At 57.6% G+C, this 16,706-nt stretch carries 16 protein-coding genes and 1 tRNA gene; 14 read left to right on the top strand and 3 right to left on the bottom strand.

Going from position 1 to position 16,706, the window contains the following annotated elements; genetic code table 11:
• Positions 1 to 50: 50 nt before the first annotated feature.
• From parC to nusG, 9 genes are all read left to right on the top strand, one after another.
• Complete coding sequence (gene parC / locus ABMC88_RS02405; RefSeq protein ID WP_349575226.1) at positions 51 to 2,354, top strand: DNA topoisomerase IV subunit A; 2,304 nt, start codon at positions 51 to 53, stop codon at positions 2,352 to 2,354.
• 34 nt (positions 2,355 to 2,388) lie between these two features.
• Positions 2,389 to 3,654, top strand: a complete 1,266-nt coding sequence (locus ABMC88_RS02400; RefSeq protein WP_439655567.1) for a DUF898 family protein — start codon at positions 2,389 to 2,391, stop codon at positions 3,652 to 3,654.
• Entirely contained in the window at positions 3,651 to 4,796 is a 1,146-nt protein-coding gene (locus ABMC88_RS02395) for a M48 family metallopeptidase (RefSeq protein ID WP_349575224.1), read from the top strand. The genes ABMC88_RS02400 and ABMC88_RS02395 overlap by 4 nt, the downstream gene beginning before the upstream one ends.
• A gap of 218 nt (positions 4,797 to 5,014) precedes the next feature.
• Positions 5,015 to 5,626 (top strand): hypothetical protein, encoded by a 612-nt coding sequence (locus tag ABMC88_RS02390; protein WP_349575223.1) that lies wholly within the window; start codon positions 5,015 to 5,017, stop codon positions 5,624 to 5,626.
• 142 nt (positions 5,627 to 5,768) lie between these two features.
• Entirely contained in the window at positions 5,769 to 6,944 is a 1,176-nt protein-coding gene (tuf, locus tag ABMC88_RS02385) for an elongation factor Tu (protein WP_349575205.1), read from the top strand.
• A gap of 697 nt (positions 6,945 to 7,641) precedes the next feature.
• Positions 7,642 to 7,717, top strand: a tRNA-Trp gene (locus ABMC88_RS02380).
• Between the two features lie 167 nt (positions 7,718 to 7,884).
• Positions 7,885 to 8,637, top strand: a complete 753-nt coding sequence (locus tag ABMC88_RS02375; RefSeq protein ID WP_349575222.1) for a hypothetical protein — start codon at positions 7,885 to 7,887, stop codon at positions 8,635 to 8,637.
• Between the two features lie 80 nt (positions 8,638 to 8,717).
• Positions 8,718 to 8,915 carry a preprotein translocase subunit SecE gene (gene secE, locus ABMC88_RS02370; protein WP_184562905.1) on the top strand — a complete coding sequence of 66 codons (198 nt, stop codon included), beginning with the start codon at positions 8,718 to 8,720 and terminating at the stop codon, positions 8,913 to 8,915.
• A 212-nt stretch (positions 8,916 to 9,127) separates the two neighbouring features.
• Entirely contained in the window at positions 9,128 to 9,661 is a 534-nt protein-coding gene (gene nusG / locus ABMC88_RS02365; protein ID WP_349575221.1) for a transcription termination/antitermination protein NusG, read from the top strand.
• A gap of 78 nt (positions 9,662 to 9,739) precedes the next feature.
• Here the strand turns inward: nusG and ABMC88_RS02360 are convergent, their stop codons facing one another.
• The gene (locus tag ABMC88_RS02360; RefSeq protein ID WP_349575220.1) at positions 9,740 to 11,023 is read right to left on the bottom strand and encodes a LysM peptidoglycan-binding domain-containing protein; all 1,284 of its coding nucleotides are present in this window, start codon (positions 11,021 to 11,023) and stop codon (positions 9,740 to 9,742) included.
• A 349-nt stretch (positions 11,024 to 11,372) separates the two neighbouring features.
• Between ABMC88_RS02360 and rplK the strand changes: the two genes are divergently transcribed.
• Together rplK and rplA are read left to right on the top strand one after the other, a co-directional pair.
• Entirely contained in the window at positions 11,373 to 11,798 is a 426-nt protein-coding gene (rplK, locus tag ABMC88_RS02355; protein ID WP_349575219.1) for a 50S ribosomal protein L11, read from the top strand.
• 1 nt (position 11,799) lies between these two features.
• A complete protein-coding gene (gene rplA, locus ABMC88_RS02350; protein ID WP_349575218.1) occupies positions 11,800 to 12,498 on the top strand; it encodes a 50S ribosomal protein L1 in 699 nt (232 codons plus the stop codon).
• Positions 12,499 to 12,611: 113 nt separating this feature from the next.
• On the opposite strand, the gene ABMC88_RS02345 is transcribed toward rplA, so the two are convergent.
• Positions 12,612 to 13,178 carry a carboxymuconolactone decarboxylase family protein gene (locus ABMC88_RS02345; RefSeq protein WP_349575217.1) on the bottom strand — a complete coding sequence of 189 codons (567 nt, stop codon included), beginning with the start codon at positions 13,176 to 13,178 and terminating at the stop codon, positions 12,612 to 12,614.
• Positions 13,179 to 13,278: 100 nt separating this feature from the next.
• On the opposite strand from ABMC88_RS02345, the gene ABMC88_RS02340 reads away from it, so the two are divergent.
• The 3 genes from ABMC88_RS02340 to rplL all read left to right on the top strand — a co-directional run bounded on the left by ABMC88_RS02340 (position 13,279) and on the right by rplL (position 15,148).
• Positions 13,279 to 13,851, top strand: coding sequence for a TetR/AcrR family transcriptional regulator (locus ABMC88_RS02340; RefSeq protein WP_349575216.1), 573 nt, complete (start codon positions 13,279 to 13,281; stop codon positions 13,849 to 13,851).
• A 336-nt stretch (positions 13,852 to 14,187) separates the two neighbouring features.
• Positions 14,188 to 14,700, top strand: a complete 513-nt coding sequence (gene rplJ / locus ABMC88_RS02335; protein WP_349575215.1) for a 50S ribosomal protein L10 — start codon at positions 14,188 to 14,190, stop codon at positions 14,698 to 14,700.
• 76 nt (positions 14,701 to 14,776) lie between these two features.
• Positions 14,777 to 15,148, top strand: a complete 372-nt coding sequence (gene rplL, locus ABMC88_RS02330) for a 50S ribosomal protein L7/L12 (RefSeq protein ID WP_349575214.1) — start codon at positions 14,777 to 14,779, stop codon at positions 15,146 to 15,148.
• 199 nt (positions 15,149 to 15,347) lie between these two features.
• Here rplL and ABMC88_RS02325 read toward each other — a convergent pair whose 3' ends face one another.
• Positions 15,348 to 16,301, bottom strand: a complete 954-nt coding sequence (locus ABMC88_RS02325; RefSeq protein ID WP_349575213.1) for an HNH endonuclease — start codon at positions 16,299 to 16,301, stop codon at positions 15,348 to 15,350.
• Positions 16,302 to 16,706: the final 405 nt, after the last annotated feature.

Genomic DNA, 16,706 nt, shown 5'->3' with positions numbered 1-16,706 from the left:
GACGATTGGAGGTGCTTGTGGGCGGTTGGTGACATGGCTACACAACATCTATGTCAGACAATAAAACACCCGCGCCGCCGCGCCATGAGGAAACGTCAGAGCCGCTGCGCCGTGCGCTGGGGGATCGCTATCTTACCTATGCGCTCAGCACGATCATGCACCGTGCTTTGCCCGATGCGCGCGACGGCCTGAAGCCCGTTCACCGCCGCATCCTGTATGCGATGAACCGCTTGCGGTTGGGATCAACGGGCGGGTTCCTGAAATCCGCCAAGATCAGCGGCGACACGATGGGGGATTTCCACCCCCACGGCGATGCCGCGATCTATGACGCGATGGCGCGTTTGGCGCAGGACTTTAACGTGCGCTATCCGCTGGTGGACGGGCAGGGTAACTTTGGCAATATCGACGGCGATAACCCCGCCGCCAGCCGTTATACCGAAGCCCGCATGACCGCCGTCGCCGAGGCGATGCTGGAAGGGCTGTCAGAAAACGTTGTCGACTTCCGCGACAACTATGATGGCCGCCTGACGGAACCATCAGTGCTGCCTGCGCAATTTCCCAACCTGCTGGCCAACGGCAGCAGCGGGATTGCGGTCGGCATGGCCACAAACATCCCGCCGCACAATATATCCGAGCTGTGCGATGCGTGTATCCACCTCATTAAAACGCCCGATGCACGGGATGACACGCTTCTGAACTATGTCCCCGGTCCCGATTTCCCGACAGGCGGCGTCATTGTCGAGCCCCCCGAGAACATCGCGACAGCCTACCGCACCGGCAAGGGCGGGTTCCGCCTGCGTGCGCGTTGGGAGGTCGAGGACCTTGGTCGTGGCCAGTGGCAGATTGTCATCACCGAAATTCCCTATCAGGTGCAAAAGTCCAAGCTGATCGAAAAAATCGCCGAGGCGATCCAGACCAAAAAAATTCCCATCCTTGCGGATGTCCGCGACGAGAGCGCCGAAGACATCCGCATGGTGTTGGAGCCGCGCTCCAAGAACGTCGATCCCGAAGTTCTGATGGGCATGATGTTCCGCTCCTCAGACCTTGAAGTGCGGTTCTCGCTCAACATGAACGTGTTGATTGACGGGGTGACGCCGAAAGTATGTTCCATGAAGGAAGTGCTGCGCGCCTTCCTTGATCACCGCCGCGAAGTGCTGGAGCGCCGCTCGCGTCACCGGATGGAGAAGATCGACCACCGTCTGGAGGTCTTGGAAGGCTTTATCGTCGCCTTCCTGAACCTTGACCGTGTGATCGACATCATCCGCTATGATGATGAGCCGAAGGACGCGTTGATGCGTGAGGACTGGGGGAAGACCCACGTCCGCGCAATGGATGAAAAGGACTACGCCTCGCCCGCCGCGGGTGATGGTGAGCTGTCCGAGGTGCAGGCCGAGGCGATCCTGAACATGCGCCTGCGCAGCTTGCGCCGGCTTGAAGAGCTGGAGTTGCTGCGCGAGCAGTCGGAACTGATGGAAGAGCGTGCGGGTCTTGAGGATCTGCTGGAAAACGAAAACCTGCAATGGGACAGCATCGTCGACCAGTTGCGCGAGACGAAAAAGCAATTCGGCAAAGCCTATGACGGTGGGGCGCGACGCAGCACCTTCGCCGAAGCGGGCGAGATCGAGGACGTGCCGATCGAGGCCATGATCGACCGTGAGCCGATCACGGTTGTCTGCTCGGAAATGGGCTGGATCCGCGCCATGACGGGCCACATTGATCTGGCGCGGGAATTGAAGTTCAAAGACGGGGATGGCCCCCGCTTTACCTTCCACGCCGAGACGACGGACCGTTTGCTGGCCTTCGGCAGCAATGGCCGCTTCTACACGGTATCTGCCGCCAACCTGCCCGGCGGGCGCGGTATGGGGGAGCCGCTGCGCCTGATGGTGGATCTGCCGAACGAGGTGCAGCTGGTAGACCTGTTCATTCACAAACCCGATGGCAAGTTGCTGGTCGCGTCCAGCGCCGGTGACGGGTTTATTGTGCCGGAGGCCGATGTCGTGGCGCAGACCCGTTCGGGCAAACAGGTGCTGAACGTGCGCGGCGATGTGCAGGCGCTGATCTGTAAACCCGTCAGCGGCGACAGCATTGCCACCGTGGGTGAAAACCGCAAAGTGCTGGTGTTCGATCTGGAAGAACTGCCCGAGATGGGCCGCGGCAAAGGCGTGCGCTTGCAAAAATACAAAGACGGCGGCCTGTCCGATGCGACAACCTTTACCCGCGCTGACGGCCTCAGCTGGCTTGACCCTGCGGGCCGCACGCGGACCGAGCCCGAGTTGACCGAATGGACCGGTAAACGCGCAAGCGCGGGCCGCATGGCGCCGCGTGGCTTCCCCCGTGATAACAAGTTCACCTGATCCCGGCGCACCGCCCCCCGTGCCCGTCTACGGGATGGGGGTGGATTTTGCGGGCAACCGCTCGGCTTTGTTCTGGCTCGCGCTCAAGTCGGGGTTCTGGACCGTCCTCACGCTTGGGTTCTACCGCTTCTGGATGAAGACACGGTTGCGGCGCTGGTATTGGTCGTCGATCCGGCCGGGCGGGCATCCGATGGAATATGTGGGCGATCCTTGGGAAAAGCTGCTTGGGTTTTTTATCGCCGTGGTGATCCTCACCTTCTATATCGGGGTCGTTAACCTGGCGCTGATGTTCATCAGCTTTTCGGTCTTCCAAAGCTCGGTCATGGGGTATTCGGCCAGCTTTATCGGCGTGATCCCGATCTGGTTTTATGCGCAATACCGCGCACGGCGTTATGTGCTGGCGCGCACCCGTTGGCGCGGCGTGCGGTTCGGATTGGAGAAAGGCGCGTGGGGATACGCGTGGCGTGCGTTGGTGCATTGGCTGATCACGATCTGCTCGGCAGGATTGCTCTGGCCGCGCATGACCTTCTGGCTCGAGAAGTACAAAACCGATCGCACCTATTTCGGCTCTGCTAAATTGGAGCAGGGTGGGCATTGGTGGATGCTCTACCGTGCGGCGATCCCGTTCGGGGCGGCTGTGGTCGGTTTGGTGCTTTGGGCGATGTGGATCATCGGGATTGATCCGCTGCTGACGGGGATGGAGGGGGTCATTGACGATCTTGTCGAGAACCCAAATGACGACATGCGGTTCGAGCAAGCCTTTTTCAATTTTGCACATCCAGAGCGTTTGCTATTGGTGTTTCCGTTGCTCATGCTGCTGATCTATGGCGCTGTTCACTACCGTTTCGCCAGTAAACGTATTCTGGCGGACCATAAACGCAGTGGCGCGATCCGGATGCGCTCGGGGCTGAACAGTTTGCGCGTCTCGGTGATCTATGTGGTGGGCACGACCATCGCCTATACGCTGTTGTTCGTTGGTCTTCTGGCCATCGTCGGTCTGGCTTTTGGCCTGCTGGATATGGACATGCTCTTTGACATCGGCGCGGGGGAGTTCAACCCGCTGGGTGCTGTGCCGCGCTGGCTTGCGACAGGCCTGTTGGCGATGCTTTATCTCGGCGTGTTTCTGTTCTGGAGCGTGCTGCACCACGTTTTTGTCACCTATCCGCTGATGCGTCATATGGCGATCACGCTTAGCCTTGTGGATGTGGCCGGGTTCAGCACCGTCAGCCAACGCGCACGCGATGAATTTGCCGAGGCCGAAGGCTTTGCAGAGGCGCTGGATCTAGGGGCTGCGATATGACGATGCCACCCCCCGTGCCACCGCAAAACGAGGGCGATACCCGCGAGGATACCGCCTATCAAAGCGTCTATTTTGACGGAGATACTCCGCTGCCCCGTGATGTGACGTTGAACGTGGACCGCGTGCAGGGCGTCTTGGAGATCAGCAGCCCTGCGCTGGGCGTATCACCGCTGCGCTGGCCTTTGGATGAGATCAGGCAGTTGGACGATACCGCTGGTCGATCAAACGTCATTCTGCGCTGGATGCACGACCCGCTGGCGCGGCTGCATCTGGGTGACATGCGCCTGTTGCGCGACATGCCCCGCCTGCAACGCCGCGCGCCGCCCAAGGGGCGCGGACGGTTGGCGGCTTGGGCCGTGACCGCTGTGGCGGCTGTGGCGCTGCAAATCGGCGTCTTGGTTCCGCTGCTGGCAGACAGGCTTGCCACCTTTGTCCCCCCCGCAGGAGAGCGGGCGCTGGGCGAGGCGACTTTCGGGCAGATACGCTCGGCTCTGGCGGGGGCGGGGCTGCCACCGCTGGACACCTGCGATGATCCCGCTGGACTGGCCGCGCTTGAGACGATGTTGGTGGGCTTGGGCGTTGAGCGCGGGACCGAGGATGCGATCAAGGTCTTTGTGCTGGATCACGAGATGGTCAACGCCTTTGCGCTGCCTGGTGGCTATGTTGTGTTCTTTCGCGGCATGATCGACGCGGCGCTTAGCCCGAATGAAATCGCCGCCGTGATGGCCCATGAGGTGGGCCATGTGGTGAACCGCGACCCGACGCGCCACGCGCTACGCTCGGCCGGATCGATTGGTATTCTGGGCCTGCTGTTTGGTGATTTTGCGGGCGGCGCTGCGGTGTTGTTCCTGACCGAAAAACTGATCGCCGCGAATTATGCGCAAGGGGCCGAAAGCGGGGCCGACTTTTATGCCTACGGCGCGTTGGAGGATGCGGGTGTCTCGCCCGCCGCACTGGGCGATATGTTCGAGCGGCTGCGCGACAAGTACGGCGATACCGAAGGTGTTGTCTCTCACTTCGTGAGCCACCCGACGCTGAGCAGTCGGATCGAACGCGCCCGCAGCGCAGCGCGGCCTGACTTTCGCTATCTGGACATTCTGTCAGACAGCGATTGGGCTGATTTGAAAGCGGTCTGCGACTAAACGTGTAGATGGTTCGCGGCCCTGCTCAACGCACAGAAAGGCGCGGTCAAGGTTTCGTCACCTAGTCCGCACATCAACGGACCATGCAGGGGCATAGCCGTTCCTGCGTCAGGCAAATTGCCACAGGTTAGGCACGCGGGTGCCCATCCAAAATGCTGAACATTGCGCCCGCGGGGTGGTTGCGGTATCGCAGCGGGGCAATAAGGGAGAGACGTCTGATGGGTCGGATCAAGATGATGCGCAGTGTTGCTGCGATGCTTTTGGTGGCGGTGGTTGCCGCCTGTAACGGGGCCTCTGATCTGGCAAAGCCTGCCGTGCCGCTGGGCAATTTCAAGCTGAGCCATAATGTCGTCGTCGCGCCCAAGGTCCAGAAAGTGCCGCTCAGCCGTACGCTTGAGACCGAGGTTATGACCAAGATGCTGAAGGACGCCGTGGCCGAGCGATTCGATCGCTACGATGGGGACCGTCTTTATCATTTCGGCATCTCGATCGAGAGCTATTTCCTCGCACCTCCGGGTATTCCTGTAGTCGCCGCACCGAAATCGGCCATGGTGATCCGTCTGACAGTCTGGGATGATGCAAAGCAGGAAAAACTGACTGCCAAAGCGCACCAAATGACCGTGATCGAATCCCTTGATCAAGGGCCGCTTGTCGGGTCGGGCTATACAAAAACCGCCGAAGAACAGTTCAAAAATCTTAGCCAGAATGCCGTCAAGCAGATCCAGAATTATCTGGTGCGCCAGAACAAGGCCGAGGGATGGTTTGCAGGCGATAGCACCGCGGCAGACGCTGCCGCCGATGTCGCCAGTGATGCGGTCGAGGACGAATAGGCTTTGGACACAGTGGCGGTGCGCAGGAAACTGCGCGGGCAGTGCAAGACGTGCTTGATTTTACCGCCCAGACCACATATGTGCCGCGCCATATGCAATTGAGGCCCGATGCGGGCCTTTTGACTTTGGAAGGGCGCCCACCATGGCAAAGGAAAAGTTTGAACGTAACAAGCCGCACGTCAACATCGGCACGATTGGCCACGTTGACCACGGCAAGACGACGCTGACGGCTGCGATCACCAAGTATTTTGGTGACTTCAAAGCGTATGACCAGATTGATGGCGCGCCCGAAGAAAAAGCACGCGGGATCACGATCTCTACCGCGCACGTTGAGTATGAAACCGAAGCGCGCCACTACGCGCACGTCGACTGCCCGGGCCACGCTGACTATGTGAAGAACATGATCACCGGTGCGGCGCAGATGGACGGCGCGATCCTGGTTGTGAACGCGGCCGACGGCCCAATGCCCCAGACGCGTGAGCACATCCTGCTCGGCCGTCAGGTTGGCATCCCGTACATGGTTGTTTACATGAACAAAGTTGACCAGGTAGACGACGAAGAGCTGCTGGAACTGGTTGAAATGGAAATCCGTGAGCTGCTGTCCTCGTACGAGTACCCTGGCGACGATATTCCAATCATCCCCGGCTCCGCGCTGGCGGCGATGGAAGAGCGTGACGACAACATCGGCAAAGACTCGATCGTTAAGCTGATGGAAGCGGTTGACGAATACATCCCGACACCTGCACGCGCTGTTGACCAGCCGTTCCTGATGCCAGTGGAAGACGTGTTCTCGATCTCTGGTCGTGGTACTGTTGTGACAGGCCGTGTCGAGCGTGGCGTGATCAACGTTGGCGACGAGATCGAAATCGTTGGTATCCGCGACACCAAGAAAACGACCTGCACAGGCGTTGAAATGTTCCGCAAGCTGCTGGACCGTGGTGAAGCAGGCGACAACATCGGCGCATTGCTGCGCGGTGTGGACCGTGAAGGTGTTGAGCGTGGGCAGGTTCTTTGTAAGCCAGCGTCCGTGAACCCGCACACAAAGTTCACAGCCGAAGCCTACATCCTGACCAAAGAAGAGGGTGGCCGTCACACGCCGTTCTTCGCGAACTACCGTCCACAGTTCTACTTCCGTACAACGGATGTGACCGGCACCGTTCAGCTGCCCGAAGGTACTGAGATGGTAATGCCAGGTGACAACCTGCAGTTCGACGTAGAGCTGATCGCGCCTATCGCGATGGAAGACGGCCTGCGCTTTGCGATCCGCGAAGGCGGCCGCACTGTTGGCGCGGGTGTTGTGTCCAAGATCACAGCGTGATCGACTGACGCACCTTGTTAGGGGCTGCGCCCGAGATCACGATGTGATCGTCTGGCGCAGCCTCTAACAGATGCGTGAAGGAACACCAGCCAAGCGTAGCGGTCCGCAGGACCGATAGCTGGCATCGAATGTACAAAGGCCGCCCTGAGAGGGGCGGCCTTTGTCGTGGGGGGCAAATCTTCGTAGAAGATTTGGGCACAAAGTATCTGAGATACTTTGCTTGCGAGCCGAACTGACGAAGAAGCCTCAAAAATGTGACCGTCAATTTGTTGCGCCTGACGGCCGCCTTGACGTAATTTAACCGCGCCCAAATTTCCTGTTTTAGGGGTATCTATGTGATTTCACGGCATCGCGGAAATATGGTGCCTTCGTCAGCAAGCTGTAGCGAATATCAAAAGTTTCCGCGCAAACAACCTGATTTCTGCGACATTGGACTAATCTGTCTTGTGCAGGTTCACCATACGGAGCGCACGTCATTCCCGCCAACACACCAAAACGGTTTTTGCCGATGTCGTCGGCGTGGGCGGCGCAGAGAGGGGCGCCCTGTTCGCCGAAGGCTTTGTGCGAAGCCCGATGTTGCCCGCAGTAAAACCGCCGCGGAAGCGCCTATCTGGCACCTGGCGCCAGAATTTCCTCGTCAACGGGTGTGATGCCCCTTGATCAATTCTGAAAACCCGACTACCCAACCGTCAGGCATAGGGGTTTAGCTCAGTTGGTAGAGCATCGGTCTCCAAAACCGAGGGTCGTGGGTTCGAGTCCCTCAGCCCCTGCCAATTTTCCCGCAGCGATATTGTTTCGTCCGCTTGCGCAGTGGCCGCACATGCGCGGATTGCTTGCGTGGTCGGACACATTGCCACAGTCATGCCACATTTGCTCCATCGTCGCGCCGTAAGAAGCTGGTTAACTCGGCCTTCGAACGCATAGTGTGATGGTAGGACAAATGACTTCAGCGCCCAAAACCACTTCTTCCGATGCCGCCGTTGGCGGGCCTGACCTTGACGCCGAATCGCTGAGTGCAATCAGGTCGATTCTGACCGAGCAAGAAGCACCTGCGCCGCGCAAGTCGTTTCGCCGCGCGGCCGATCCTGCGCCAGAGGTGCGGCAGCCGGCCGAAGTACCTGCCCGCAAAGCGCAGGCTCTTCCACGGCTGCGCCCCGCTGATTCTCATACGGCAACACCTGCGCCCAAACCTGCCAAGCGTGGCCTGTCACTGCGCCGGAAAGCGCCAGCCGCCGCGAAACCTGCGCCAGCAGCGCAACCGCGTCCTGTGGCCCAACGCGACGAAGGCAGCCTGATCGGGCGCATACAATCCTATCGCCCAACGCCTGCGCATATTGCGCTCGGAGTTTTTGCCTTGCTGGTCTTGTTACGCCCATGGCTGGTGATTGGGCTTTTGGTTCTGTCCGTGATCATTATGGTCGGTGTCTTCCTGATTGTCGGCTATGACGGCTTTTGGAAAGGCGTGATGAAGCTTGGCCGTTGGTACAGCGCACGCCGTCCCGAACGGGCGGCCATTTTTACCGCACGGCTGGACAGATTCGCGATGAAGTGGGACGCGATCCTTGACCGCTTTCCCGAAGGTTCTGTTGACGGGCTGTATCTGCCTGATTTCGGCGAACTGGCGATGGCAGATACGCGCCACGCAGAGGCGATGGAGCGCCGACTGTCCGACCTTGGCGAAAAGGCGTCTTGAGGCGCTGATTTATTTGCAGTCTTGAATCACTGCGATACAGCCGTTAGATGGCACTAAGACACCAGTTCAGGATGACATTCATGGCCACCACCAATCCGCTTCAGTTTATTCAGCAGGTTCGCGCCGAAGTGGCCAAGGTTGTTTGGCCCACACGTCGCGAAGTAATGCTGACGACTGTTATGGTCTTTATCCTTGCTGCATTGACGGCTGTGTTTTTCGCGCTGGTGGATATCATCATCCGTGGCGGTCTTCAGTACGTACTGAATATGTTTGGCTAAGCGACCGCTTGCGGCGATTGCCACGCAAATTTCTTCGCAAACACTTGAATCCCCACTGCGCGTGGGCTACCCCGCAGACCTGTCTTGCGGACCCCGTGCAATGATTCGACTTGCACGCCGAGGGGATGTTGGACGGGCAGGGCGCAGGCCCTGATGTGATTTAGAAACGGCTGCGCGCTTTGATGCGCTTTTGGAACAAGGACAAAGATCAAATGGCAAAACGGTGGTATTCGGTCAGTGTCCTCTCCAACTTCGAGAAGAAGATCGCCGAACAAATTCGCACAACTGTGGCCGAGCAGGAGCTTGAGGACCAGATCGACGAAGTGATGGTTCCGACCGAGGAAGTCATAGAGATCCGTCGCGGCAAGAAGGTCACGACCGAGCGTCGCTTTATGCCCGGCTATGTGCTGGTCCACATGGAAATGTCCGACCGTGGCTATCACCTGATCAACTCGATCAACCGCGTCACAGGTTTCTTGGGCCCGCAAGGCCGCCCGATGCCGATGCGCGATGCCGAAGTTGTCGCGATCCTTGGCCGTGTGCAAGAGGGTGAAGAAGCGCCTCGCACGCTCATCCACTTCGAGATTGGCGAGAAAGTCAAAGTGGCCGATGGCCCGTTCGAAGATTTCGACGGCATGGTCGAGCAAGTGGACGAAGACAACCAGAAGCTCAAGGTTATGGTGTCGATCTTTGGTCGCGAAACCCCGGTCGAGCTGGACTTTACGCAGGTCAACAAACAGGTCTGAGGGTCACCGCACCTTCCCTGACTGACAAAGCCGCGCCCTTTTCATAGGGCGCGGCTTTTCTTTTTGGTGTGATCGCTTTTAGCGGAAGATCAGCAAATAACGCAGCGACGCGAGGTTCGCACGGTAAGAGGCGATGGCCTGCTCCGAAGGGATGCCCAGTTTCTCCGCCTCTTGCGCCCAGACGGCCAATTTCGCCTGTGCTGCCTCTTCCAACTCCCGCAGCAGCGGCCCGTCGGGGTATGAGACATCCAGCCCGCCATCCAGCATGATCTGGCGGTGCCCGTTATCAAACGCGTCCCACGCGGCCGAGCGTTGCGACAAAGCAAGGCCAGCAAGCGCCGTGATGATCTGTTGATCCGTCGACGAGATCCGCGCCCATGCTTCGTTCGAGATAATGACCGAGAAGGTCGGGGTGTAGATCCCGTTTTCGACCTCGGTCACGCCGCGCTCGGGTGTCCAGATGGCCCCGGCCCGTGCCGCGCCGTGCGCCATCATAAAGGTAAGCTTGCCGTCGACATCTTCATTGTGATTGCCGAATTTCTCTTTGTTGCGGTCTTGCACGCGTTTTGGCCCGATCGTGTCGAGGCCGTCAAAATAGGGCACAGGGTAGTCGTTGCGCGCGATCCTGCCGTCACCTGCGACGATGGGGTCAACCTGACGGTGCCAGATATGCGAGGTCGGCGCGGCGACGAATCCGACCAGATGCGCGTCAGAGAAGTAATCGCTTTTTGACAGGTATCGGTCATGCAGGTTCCAAAGAGACACCGCCGTTTGTTCGGCAGAGCCGCCCATCAGGGGGATCATGGGCAGTTGCAGCAGCGGGTGCGATTCCGTGAGGTATCCGTTAAAGACATAGGCCGCGTCGACTTGACCCGATGTGACCAGATCGAACTGCGCCTGCGGGTCGCGGTTCATCATTGGCGGATCAACAAAGCGCACGCGGCCTTCGGTCGCCATCTCTAGTCGTTGCAAGAACGGTTCAATGATGCCGGTGTTGATGACAAACCGCGGGTCAGAGGCTTTGTTAAAGGTGAGCAATACGGGGCCGTCGTTGGGCGCGGCAACCACTGGTTCCGGAGCCGTAGCGGCGGCCTCAGCCACAACAGGTGCGGCGCCGCGGCAGGGGATCATCAGCTTTTGGCCGACAAACAGAAGGTTAGGATTATCGCCAAGCGCCTTCTTGTTCGCCTCGACCAATACGCCAAAGGCACTTACGCCGTAGGCCCGTGTGCTGATCTTTGTCAGGGTATCGCCCGGGGCAACTGTATAGCTTTGGCCGCAATTAAGGGTGGCCTGTGCAAATGCGACTGCGGGCGACAATGCGAGAGCGGCGGAAAGAAAAGCGCCTTTGAGGGTGAACATGTCCTGTCCCTTTCTCTTGAATTTCTGAATAAATTTCTGATCGCGGTACTCGCTAAACTGCTCACCAAATGACCGAATAAGTTACTGATAAAAAAACTTATAAAAAACCTTTTAAAATTGGATCAGATAGGCCCGCATGGTGGCAATGATTCTTCAGGCCTTGCCTTGGAAAAAACGGCGCTGAAACCGCGACACGTCTCTTGCTAAAACGCGGTTTTGCGTCTATGGGCTGCGCTGTTGCATCTGCAATTTACAACGTGGGAGGCGGCGCGCACGCGTGCGGGCACCGGACCACGAAGCAATCTGACCTTGGGAACGCGTCCCGAGGCGCTTTAAAAGGAGAAGGCCAATGGCCAAGAAACTCGTCGGTACGATGAAGTTGCAAGTTAAAGCGGGTCAAGCAAACCCGTCCCCGCCCGTAGGTCCAGCATTGGGTCAGCGCGGCATCAACATCATGGAGTTCTGTAAGGCGTTCAACGCCAAGACAGCAGACATGGAGCCCGGTGCGCCGTGCCCGACCGTGATCAGCTACTATCAGGACAAGTCCTTTACGATGGACATCAAGACGCCGCCTGCGTCCTACTACCTGAAAAAAGCGGCCAAGGTGAACTCTGGCGCGAAAACGCCCAGCCGTGAAACCGTTGGTACCGTGACCTCCAAGCAGCTGCGCGAAATCGCAGAAGCCAAAATGGCCGATCTGTCCGCAAACGACGTGGAACAGGCAATGAAAATCATTCTGGGCTCAGCAAAGTCCATGGGCATCGAGGTTAAGTAAGATGGCTAAACTTGGAAAACGCACCACCGCCGCCCGCGAAGCATTTGCCGGCAAAGAGAACATGACCGTTGAAGAAGCCGTGGCGCTGATCAAAGGGAACGCAAACGCAAAGTTTGACGAGACCATCGAGATCGCCATGAACCTCGGCATTGACCCGCGCCACGCAGACCAGATGGTCCGCGGTGTGGTTGGCCTGCCAAACGGCACAGGCAAAGACGTGCGCGTCGCTGTCTTCGCCCGTGGCCCCAAAGCCGACGAAGCAACAGCCGCTGGTGCGGACGTTGTCGGTGCCGAAGACCTGATGGAAATCGTGCAAGGCGGCAAGATCGACTTTGATCGCTGCATCGCGACACCTGACATGATGCCCGTCGTTGGTCGTCTGGGTAAAGTGCTTGGCCCCCGTAACCTGATGCCGAACCCCAAAGTCGGTACAGTGACAATGGACGTTGCTGCAGCCGTGAAAGCGGCCAAAGGCGGCGAAGTGCAGTTCAAAGCTGAAAAGGGCGGTGTCGTCCATGCAGGCGTTGGCAAAGCATCCTTTGACGAAGCCAAGCTGGTCGAAAACATCCGTGCCTTTGTCGGTGCCGTTGCAAAAGCCAAACCAGCGGGCGCCAAAGGCGCTTACATGACGAAAATCGCGCTCAGCTCGACCATGGGGCCAGGCGTGACTGTTGCAGTGGACAACGCTGTTACCGAATAATTTTCGGACATTGATTAGAGAAAGGGCGCTCCGTTCGGGGCGCCCTTTTTCGTTTCTATACCGCGATGCGGGTGGCGCGCCTCGCCTGTGGTCAAAAGCGCGCCTTGGCCGTCTTATACTTTCAGCGGGGTGTCGCTGCGTTCCCACTTGAGGGGGTGAAAGACTTCGTCGACAGGTGTCACAGCGACGTGGTTGACGTAGTTGGACATCGTCTTTTGCGCGATCCCCAAAATCACATCCAATACGGCGCGGTGGCTGTAACCTGCGGCAAAGAATGCCTCCAGCTGGGCGTCTGTCGCGTTGCCGCGTTCGCGCACCATCTGGACCGCGAATGTCCGCAGTGCTTCCAGCTTGGGCGTAGGCAGGGGCGTCTCGTTGCGCAGCGCTTCGGTGATCTCGTCCGAGACTTTCATCATTTTGGCGATCCCCGTGTGTGCGGGAACACAGTAGTGGCACGCGTTCTCTACGTTGATGGCCTGCCAAACGACGGTCAGCTCATCCGCGTCAAAATCTGTTTCTGTGAACAGCTTGTGCAGCACTTGATACGCCTCATAGGCCTGCGGGCTTTCCGCCAGAACTTTGTGCAAGCCGGGCAGGCGGCCAAACGCTTTTTGCGAGTTTTCGAGCAAAGGCTTGGAGCCTTCTGGTGCGGAGTCGAGGTCGTGGGATGGGAAAGTCATGTGGTCGTGTCCTTGGAAAGTTGCGATAGATTCACATTTAGGCTTTCTTGAGTGATCGCTCAAGTATATAATTGAGCAATCATTCAACAATTGGTGATCAATGCCCCGCAAGCCGAGTTATGACCGAGACGAGCTGATCGAACGCGCCCGCGATTTGTTCTGGCAGCGCGGCTGGGCGGGGACGTCTTTGAAGGACCTCGAAGCCGTCTTGCAGATGAAGCCCGGCAGCTTTTATGCAGCGTTCGGGTCCAAAGAAGCGCTATTTGCGCTGGCGATGGAAAGATACGCTGCTGACGGGCGCGAGCGTCTAAAGGCATTGGTGCAAGCGCATGGCCCGATCAGAGCGTTGCAGCGGTTTCCCAAGATGGTCGTAGAGAATGATGCAGCCCCGGCCAAGGCCTGCATGTTGTCCAAGACACTTCTGGAACTGCACGCCCACCGCCATCCTTTGGCGCAGGTTGCGAACCAGCATCTGCTGAGCATGGAGGCGCAATTCGCCGAGCTGTTTCAGCAGGCGCAATCCTCAGGCAGTATCGGTGGTGCGCACGATCCGCAGGCGCTTGCGCGGCGGTATCAATCCGACCTGTTGGGGTTGAGGGTCTCGGCCGAGCGTGAGGGCGTCGACGCCGCCGCGATCGCAGATGAAATTGCGGGTGGCCTAAGCGCACTGTGATCTGGTGGGGGGCGCTACGGTGTGCGCCGGTCCAAAACGGCCGGCTCGGGCGGGCCTGTTTTCACCCTTGGCATTTGAGCGCATTCGGATTAGGTCATCCCTTGCATTGCCGCGCACGATTCGTCGTGCGCTTTTTTGCACTTCGTCCGAGATGGTGGGTGAGGGGGTCAAAGCCTTCATAATTCCTGCCTGAGATGGGGAATGACTTTAGAGATTTCGCGGGCCACGCTCTCGGATGATCTTGGGAAGGACCCGTAAGGACCCGATGCCGGACATGTTGTCCGGTTGAATGAGCCTCGGAGGGTCACACCCCTCCGATAATATTGGAGAGAAACTGTGGATAGAGCACAAAAAGAACAGCTCGTCGATGAACTCGGCGAAATCTTTGAAAGCTCTGGCGTTGTAGTGGTAAGCCACTATGTCGGTCTGACAGTTGCTGAAATGCAGGACCTTCGTGCGCGCGCTCGCGCTGCGGGCGGGTCTGTGCGTGTTGCCAAAAACCGGCTCGCCAAGATCGCCCTTGAGGGCAAGCCATGCGCAAGCATTGCTGACCTTCTGACGGGTATGACCGTTCTGACCTATTCTGAGGATCCTGTGGCCGCGGCCAAGGTTGCTCAGGAGTTCGCCAAAGAGAATAGCAAGCTTGTTATCCTCGGTGGTGCCATGGGTGAGAACGCGTTGGACGCCGCCGGTGTCGAAGCCGTGTCCAAAATGCCTTCGCGCGAGGAGCTTATCTCCACAATCGCGGGCATGTTGGGTGCACCAGCATCGAACATCGCGGGGGCCATTGGCGCACCTGCAAGCAACATCGCATCCATCTTGTCTACGATCGAAGACAAGGCTGCGTAAGCAACTACTCATATCGGCGTAGCGGTCCTGTACTGCACGCTAGAAAACACACATCGTTAACGGAAAGAGCTAAAACATGGCTGATCTGAAAAAACTGGCAGAAGACATCGTTGGTCTGACACTGCTTGAAGCACAAGAACTGAAAACAATCCTCAAAGACGAGTACGGCATCGAGCCTGCAGCCGGTGGCGCAGTCATGATGGCGGGCCCAGCGGACGCCGGTGGCGACGCAGCCGAGCAAACTGAATTCGACGTTGTTCTGAAGAACGCCGGCGCATCCAAAATCAACGTGATCAAAGAAGTTCGCGGCATCACAGGCCTGGGCCTGAAAGAAGCCAAAGACCTCGTTGAAGCCGGTGGCAAAATCAAAGAAGGCGTCGACAAAGCCGAAGCCGAAGACATCAAGGGCAAGCTGGAAGCAGCTGGCGCAGAAGTCGAACTGGCGTAAGCTGGTTGGAGGTGGGGTAACTCACTTCTTGGAAATGAGAGCGGCGGTCCTGAGAGGGGCCGCCGTTTTTTTGTGGAGTGTCTGTTGTGCGGGACGAAGTTGCCGTTGATCCATCCTGCGCCAATGACGGCTCCCAGATCGGAGCGGACATTCATGCCAAGAACAGCGTAAGTTGCCCTCTTCTCGCTAAAGGCTGCGCCTATGGCCAGCCATCGACCCAAATATGCTGAGGGGGAATGGTCGCATTGGCAATCATGTCTGGCTGAATAACGACTTGACCGTCACAAATCATAACGGCTGGTCCCACGCAGCGATGCTGAAAACGTGGGGCAATTTCGTCACCCAGAGACATCAGCTTCTTGGATATTTTTTTAGCAGATGTGCTTGGAGGGTGTAGTTTCTGCGCTGAGGGCAGCAGCACAATGTGGTCGTAGATTGCAGCAATCGGAAAATAATCTTGATCAAACCTCATAAGCCCGATGCTCGGCTCTCTGATTTCACGAGCTGGGATTTCAATGAGAAAGTTCCAATCCATAATGTTCTTAGCAGGGTTCAGAATCTGCCTTCTGACAGTGTCCAAGCTTGACTGAAGGACAAAGGAATAACCGAAATTCTTGAACCAAAGACCATAGGCGGCAGTAAGATAGCCCACCCGTAAAGATTCTTCGTTAGAAAGTACTGGCATCGAAAATTCAATCTTGATTTCCGAGGGTTTCGGTTCGCTCCAATGCGCATCGAAATCTACTGGGTTGGAACGTTCTCGGTCCGAGTAAAATTCAAGCGATCCATCCTCACCGAGATGCATTGAACCATTCAATTTGCTGCCGTTGGCACTAATCCTAGCCTTCTGCTTCTTCGGATCTATCGGAAATGGTGCGCCTCCCTCGATTAGCTCAATCCACTCGACGAGCCATTTTGTCTGCTTGTGCCCGAATGTGCTATTGCACTTCTTGCACAAATAGGTGGTTTGTTTTCCCCCGACTGAGGCCGGTATTATGTGCTCTTCGTTGATCGCATTGTCTGCGTCGGGGCTTCCAAAGTTGCCGACCGGCAGGTCTCGAAGACATACTGGACATCTAAACAAACCCAAGAGCTTGGCGTCGAAGCGGGCAAGTTCTTGGGATACCTCGTACAAGAATGTATTTTTTTGCATGGATGTAGCTCGTAGAGTTAGAAACCAACTTCAAGCTCATCGCCTCGTAGATGGAAAGCCCAACATGTTGTGTTGTTTGAAGCGAAGACTTTGCAAAGCTAGCTCCCTGCGCAAAGCCGCCATCGGTTCATCACGCAGCGTCGATCGCATAGGCTCCAGAGCAGACATAGGCGCATCTATTATCGCGCTGTTCACCGCGTATGACCCCACCACCCCCCTTGCCTTCCCCGCGCCATCACCCTATTTGAACCTTTCACACGGGCTTCGATGATTCGAGACCCGTTTTTTCTGTCGCACCATCAGGAGACCTTGCCCCCCTTTGACACAATGACGTCACGCAGGAGGGGAGGGGAGAGATGTTGCGATAAACCTGTCTTAACAGGCGCTTTTCGAACCGAAGCGTCT

Source organism: Sulfitobacter aquimarinus (assembly GCF_040149565.1).
Classification (GTDB): Bacteria; Pseudomonadota; Alphaproteobacteria; order Rhodobacterales; family Rhodobacteraceae; genus Sulfitobacter; species Sulfitobacter aquimarinus.
The sequence above is the reverse complement of the archived record's forward strand: the minus strand, read 5'-3'. Positions and strand labels throughout refer to the sequence as shown.

Coding starts and splice junctions, on each gene's coding strand:
- parC (WP_349575226.1), top strand. CDS start 51: ATGTCAGACAATAAAACACCCGCGCCGCCGCGCCATGAGGAAACGTCA.
- ABMC88_RS02400 (WP_439655567.1), top strand. CDS start 2,389: ATGGGGGTGGATTTTGCGGGCAACCGCTCGGCTTTGTTCTGGCTCGCG.
- ABMC88_RS02395 (WP_349575224.1), top strand. CDS start 3,651: ATGACGATGCCACCCCCCGTGCCACCGCAAAACGAGGGCGATACCCGC.
- ABMC88_RS02390 (WP_349575223.1), top strand. CDS start 5,015: ATGGGTCGGATCAAGATGATGCGCAGTGTTGCTGCGATGCTTTTGGTG.
- tuf (WP_349575205.1), top strand. CDS start 5,769: ATGGCAAAGGAAAAGTTTGAACGTAACAAGCCGCACGTCAACATCGGC.
- ABMC88_RS02375 (WP_349575222.1), top strand. CDS start 7,885: ATGACTTCAGCGCCCAAAACCACTTCTTCCGATGCCGCCGTTGGCGGG.
- secE (WP_184562905.1), top strand. CDS start 8,718: ATGGCCACCACCAATCCGCTTCAGTTTATTCAGCAGGTTCGCGCCGAA.
- nusG (WP_349575221.1), top strand. CDS start 9,128: ATGGCAAAACGGTGGTATTCGGTCAGTGTCCTCTCCAACTTCGAGAAG.
- ABMC88_RS02360 (WP_349575220.1), bottom strand. CDS start 11,023: ATGTTCACCCTCAAAGGCGCTTTTCTTTCCGCCGCTCTCGCATTGTCG.
- rplK (WP_349575219.1), top strand. CDS start 11,373: ATGGCCAAGAAACTCGTCGGTACGATGAAGTTGCAAGTTAAAGCGGGT.
- rplA (WP_349575218.1), top strand. CDS start 11,800: ATGGCTAAACTTGGAAAACGCACCACCGCCGCCCGCGAAGCATTTGCC.
- ABMC88_RS02345 (WP_349575217.1), bottom strand. CDS start 13,178: ATGACTTTCCCATCCCACGACCTCGACTCCGCACCAGAAGGCTCCAAG.
- ABMC88_RS02340 (WP_349575216.1), top strand. CDS start 13,279: ATGCCCCGCAAGCCGAGTTATGACCGAGACGAGCTGATCGAACGCGCC.
- rplL (WP_349575214.1), top strand. CDS start 14,777: ATGGCTGATCTGAAAAAACTGGCAGAAGACATCGTTGGTCTGACACTG.
- ABMC88_RS02325 (WP_349575213.1), bottom strand. CDS start 16,301: ATGCAAAAAAATACATTCTTGTACGAGGTATCCCAAGAACTTGCCCGC.